This window comes from Echinicola sediminis, assembly GCF_054777495.1.
This window is the reverse complement of record NZ_BAAHAP010000176.1, coordinates 1-4,839: the sequence shown is the minus strand read 5'-3', so window position 1 is coordinate 4,839 and position 4,839 is coordinate 1. Positions and strand designations below refer to the sequence as shown.

Genomic DNA, 4,839 nt, shown 5'->3' with positions numbered 1-4,839 from the left:
ACCGTATCCCTTACCGGCTTGGCAGGTTTTGGACAGGAACTCTTGGCCAAACCGATGAGCTCTTCCACTATCCACTCTTGTAAGCGGAATGAAGAAGCTTACAATCAGCCCCTTTGCTTTGGCTTTTCATTTTTCCCCTTGGCAGCCAGCTTTACTTGCCCTCAAGTATATCATTCCCTCCTGAGCAAGTAAATGAATACATTTCCTGATCAGGTATTTAATACCAGATCAAACAAACGGAATAGCCAGAATCAGCTTATTGGTAGACCTTGACCCAATCAATTATCATTTGGACAGGGAGGTCAGCAGGATCAGCCTTTCCTACCCAATTCCCTTCTAACTGCATATCGATCATCAAATAAAAGGGCTGATCATAGGGCCATTGGGAAGGATCTACCCCTTCCAGTCTGGGATAAGTAAAAGTAGGCTCGCCGTTCAGCGTAAACACCAGCTTATCGGGAAACCACTCCAAGCCGAAGGTATTAAAAGCTTCCTTATCAAATTCCGCGGTTCCCCCATGTGGTGGATTATTGGTCTGCTTCAAGTTTAAGGTATAATAGGAATGGGTGGTCTGATAGATCTTGTCCTCAAAGTTGATATGCTCCATGATGTCGATTTCACCATTCTTTGGGTACTTGCCATATTTGTCCTGCTCTGCCAGCATCCACATGGCTGGCCAAGCCCCTTGTGCAGACTCCAATTTTGCATGGATTTCTATTTTCCCATATTGATAGGCAAATTTCCCTTTGGTATAAACCCCACCCGTCAGATAGGGACGGGCATCTTTTAGGGTATCCTTATTGACTATTCCCTTTAAATACAACTTTCCATCCTTTAGATCAAAGCAGCGCTCATCATCGGTCATATAGTTACCCCAATCAGCCGTATTGGGCGGAATTTTTGACCATTTCGTTGTATCCAAAGCATCTTTTTTGAAATCATCCTTCCAAACCAGCTTCCACGCCTTGTCAATTTGTTCCGATTTTTGAAGATAGATATAATCCTCTTTCAGGTCATACGTCTTGGGCGAGCAAGCATAAAAAATAAGTCCCGCGACCGGGATCACTATAAACGATCTTAGCAAATTCATGAAGGGTATTCTTTAGGATATTGTATTGATGTCAGCAAAATCTATTGGTAAAGATACTAATGTGATTTTCATGACTTGTCATCTTTGTCCATTTTTACATTAAAGGACGGGGCACGGTAATCTTCGGGCAAATAATCCCCTGGAATGGTTGTCATATTTCCGTCCCGTTGTGCCCGATAGTGAGGAGAAAGTATCTCTATACCCCTTTCATTACATACATCCTGAATATTTTGATGCAGCAAGCTATAAATCAAAGCCTGTTTGCTGGCTTCCTTAGTATAAGCATTGAGCTGATAGGCCACATAAAAATCATCCAAGCTGGTCTGAAGCACAAAGGGCTTGGGCTCGCTAAGGATCATATCCGTCCTTAGTGCAGCTTCTATCAAGGTGGCATACATGTCCTTCCAAGGGATATCATAGCCAATGGTCACCGTGGTATGGACAATCAAGCCCTCATTTTGGCAATAGGAAGTATAGTTGATGGTATTCCCCGTCAAAATAGACGAGTTGGGAATAGTGATCTCCTCATTTTTAATGGTTCTGAGACGGGTCACCAACAGGGTCTTTTCGACCACATCTCCTGAAGTATCGCCAATCCTGATCCTATCCCCGATTCTAAACGGCCGCATATAGGTGATCACCAAACCTGCAATCATATTGGCAATCGCCGATGAAGACCCCAATGAAAACAGAACGCCAATAAAAACGGAAACTCCCTTGAATGCCGTGGAATCTGAACCCGGCAAATAGGGAAAGATCAACACAAAGGTAAAAGCATATAAGAGGAAACTGACAATCTTATAAGTAGGCTTTGCCCAATCTGGGTAAAAACCCGCTATCACCAGCTTTTCCTCTTGGATCTCCGTGAAGATATACTTCACAAACTTGATCACATACATCATGACCACCGAAATGGCCAAAATGCTGAACAAATCTGGTAAAAATTCATAAATAGAGACAAAAATCCCCTTAAATGGAGACCATATTAATTCAAACAACTTGATCGACCAGCCTCTTGTAAACGGAAAAATACTGAACAGTAGGGGCAGGGCAATGTATAATATCACTACATAAACCAGCCATTTCAACACCGTCACCGCAAAAATGATAACGTTCAATTCTTGGTTGGCCGAAAGAAAGGTATAATCCTTATAGGAAAGATCCTTGAGCCATTTTTGCTTGTTTCTCCTTATAAACCCTAGGACCCTTCTGTAGCCTTGCCCCGCCAGCCACATCATGAGTCCGATCCCCATTATACTGAGAATCACCAAACCGATCCGCATCAAGATCGTGATCAGACCATTATCTTCCCTTGCCCGATTGATGGCATCCCTGATGGCTAGTTGGTAACTCTCTGCCAATTCCAAGGGGGATTTTTCATTCCACAGAGCATCCAGTTCAGAAACACTCATAATAATGGTTTCCTTATAAACCAGGTCAAGAACATTATCAGCACTGATGACCTTTATGGAATCCACGGACAGGAAATCGTCCTCATACAATTGGTTGATTTTTTGGGATATGGTTTTCGCCCGTTCGTTGGGCCGGGAGGAACCGATCTTGGTATAAATATAAAAGAGGGTATCGTTCAACACACCCAGCACCGGATAACCCGGTGAGCGGCTCCTCAAAGAATCTATATGGGCCTTCTTCTCCAATTGAAGCTTTTCCCCTTGGGCCGAAATCTCATCCAACTGCCGTTGGAGTTCTTCTTTCTCCAAGTTATCGGTAGTCTTCAGATCCTTAAGGCGTAGTTCTAGAATTACCCGTTTCAATGAATCTTCCAGACGTTGGGATTCTATGGCTTTGAGCCGGTTTTCGTAAGCTTCCAACAATAGCCCATCCGCAGAATCGAGCTTGATCTCTAAACTATCGTTTTGGGCCAAAGCGCACGAGAAATGAAACACAAGCATTACGAGCACCAAAGAAAGGTACTTTAAGCCCTTAAAATTATCCATATCCATAAATTGACAAAACAGGTGATCTGCTACCTTGCCTATAAAAATACACTTAAAATCGAATCCAACATACACCTTACAATTTAATAAGTAAGGATATGCCTAAAAATATTACAACCTATCACTTATATCAAACCTTCCATCAAGCACTTAGCCACCAGCTCACCCATCGACGTATATTTTGTCTTCTTGAAGGTATTTTTTCGATGTGTCCTTACCGTCAATGCAGATATATTAAGGTACTTGGCGATTTTCTCCACACTATAACCCTTTGAGGATAATTGGATAATCTCCAACTCCCTGTTCGTCAGTAGCTCACCGATTTCCCCACTATCCATATCATCAAAATTCACCTCACCATTTTCCGGATTAATATCGAAAAAAGACTTTCCCCCCCGCAGGTTTATAAAGGAAACGGTATCACTTTTTACCACCCCTAAAAAAGAGACATCTGTATGTACGCTCAATATATGTTCAATGGTCCCTTCTTCAGAAACAGAAAGGACATTGGCCTGAAGCAGCATGGTCCGGTATTTACCCACCTTGTCCTTCATCCGGTACATATACATCATTTTATAAAAAGGCAACTCCTCAGGATTGACGCCTCGGTCCATAAAATCCCTTAGCGTAGCCTCCTTTTTCTGTACCGATTCCATATCATCAGCATCTATCAGGGTCAATAATTCCTCAATATTGGCAGTGTCTGGGTCCACTTCAATGAAGTTTTGGATACTGGGGTGAACATACTCTAATTTGAGGTTATGCATGTTCATAATAAAATAAAAAAATTCTCCAGGGCTAAAAAGGGCAGCAATATGCTTTAATTGTTCCACCGCCTGGTAAGGCTTATTCTCTTTTAGATGATTAGAATACCCCTCTTTCCATAAATCTACTAAATGCGTAATGCCACTTTTCATAATCATTGTAATCACTAAGGAATTAATTAATACAAAGATACATTTTTCACTATGCTAAGTAACTTAATCGGATATAATTCCCTTTTAAATGACAAAATTCATAATTAAAAAACTATTTTAATCTCATCTAATAGCCTTTAATCCAATAAGACTCCATTATGCATATCCCTTACAAAGTGTTAACACCATTTGACATTATCCAATTTGTACTTTCCTTGATTCCAAAAATTACTTTTTAACCTACTTTTATACAATTATAACACAAAATGAATTTCACACATAATATTTATACTTTTATTACTATTTCCACGAAAAAAACCGCTTACAAGTCAGCAAAATAACTTCTTCTAAACAAAATAAAAATGGCCTTATTCGATAGGCACAGAATTCAGAAGGCCTCGGAAATAAGAAGCAGCCTTCAAGAGCCTGTTGAACCTCTTTTTTTACCGCTTCCCTTACCCTTCCCTCCTAAAGTCTCCAATTTTTGAAGCTTTTGCTTCCAAAAACCATCGAAATAGTTCAACCAAATCTTGACCTCATCAAACCCAGCACCATTCAAATAGCAAAACCGTTCGCGGCCCTTCTTTCGAATGTGGATAAACCCTGCTGTATGAAGAATTTTAACATGTTTGGAGACCGCCGGACGGCTCATTTCAAAATTTTCCACAATGGAGTTAATAGAGTGACTTTCTTGGGAAAGTATCATCAGAATGGCCCTCCGGTTGGGATCTGAAATGGCTTTAAATGGATCAATGGTATTTTTCATAGCGGAACATTCTTTTCTTCGATGTGCTCTGAAAACGAATTTTTAAAAGGTAAAAGACTATTTAAAGTGGGAATAAACCAATGATAGCCACCTGATTTTATGTGCCTT

The 4,839-nt window shown here is 40.7% G+C and carries 5 protein-coding genes; 1 reads left to right on the top strand and 4 read right to left on the bottom strand.

Annotation, left to right across the window (positions count from 1 at the left end):
- Window positions 1-192, top strand: a 192-nt coding sequence (locus ACYVAA_RS22220; RefSeq protein ID WP_460546135.1) for a hypothetical protein, incomplete at its 5' end; no start/stop codon positions are given.
- Between the two features lie 64 nt (window positions 193-256).
- On the opposite strand, the gene ACYVAA_RS22215 is transcribed toward ACYVAA_RS22220, so the two are convergent.
- The 4 genes from ACYVAA_RS22215 to ACYVAA_RS22200 all read right to left on the bottom strand — a co-directional run bounded on the left by ACYVAA_RS22215 (window position 257) and on the right by ACYVAA_RS22200 (window position 4,731).
- Complete coding sequence (locus ACYVAA_RS22215; RefSeq protein ID WP_460546132.1) at window positions 257-1,090, bottom strand: glycoside hydrolase family 16 protein; 834 nt, start codon at window positions 1,088-1,090, stop codon at window positions 257-259.
- A 68-nt stretch (window positions 1,091-1,158) separates the two neighbouring features.
- On the bottom strand, window positions 1,159-3,048 hold the full coding sequence (locus ACYVAA_RS22210) for a mechanosensitive ion channel family protein (protein WP_460546130.1): 1,890 nt from the start codon (window positions 3,046-3,048) through the stop codon (window positions 1,159-1,161).
- Window positions 3,049-3,173: 125 nt separating this feature from the next.
- Window positions 3,174-3,971, bottom strand: a complete 798-nt coding sequence (locus tag ACYVAA_RS22205) for a response regulator transcription factor (protein WP_460546128.1) — start codon at window positions 3,969-3,971, stop codon at window positions 3,174-3,176.
- A 412-nt stretch (window positions 3,972-4,383) separates the two neighbouring features.
- Window positions 4,384-4,731, bottom strand: coding sequence for an ArsR/SmtB family transcription factor (locus ACYVAA_RS22200; protein ID WP_460546125.1), 348 nt, complete (start codon window positions 4,729-4,731; stop codon window positions 4,384-4,386).
- Between the last annotated feature and the right edge of the window lie 108 nt (window positions 4,732-4,839).

Coding starts and splice junctions, on each gene's coding strand:
- ACYVAA_RS22205 (WP_460546128.1), bottom strand. CDS start 3,971: ATGATTATGAAAAGTGGCATTACGCATTTAGTAGATTTATGGAAAGAG.
- ACYVAA_RS22210 (WP_460546130.1), bottom strand. CDS start 3,048: ATGGATAATTTTAAGGGCTTAAAGTACCTTTCTTTGGTGCTCGTAATG.
- ACYVAA_RS22200 (WP_460546125.1), bottom strand. CDS start 4,731: ATGAAAAATACCATTGATCCATTTAAAGCCATTTCAGATCCCAACCGG.
- ACYVAA_RS22215 (WP_460546132.1), bottom strand. CDS start 1,090: ATGAATTTGCTAAGATCGTTTATAGTGATCCCGGTCGCGGGACTTATT.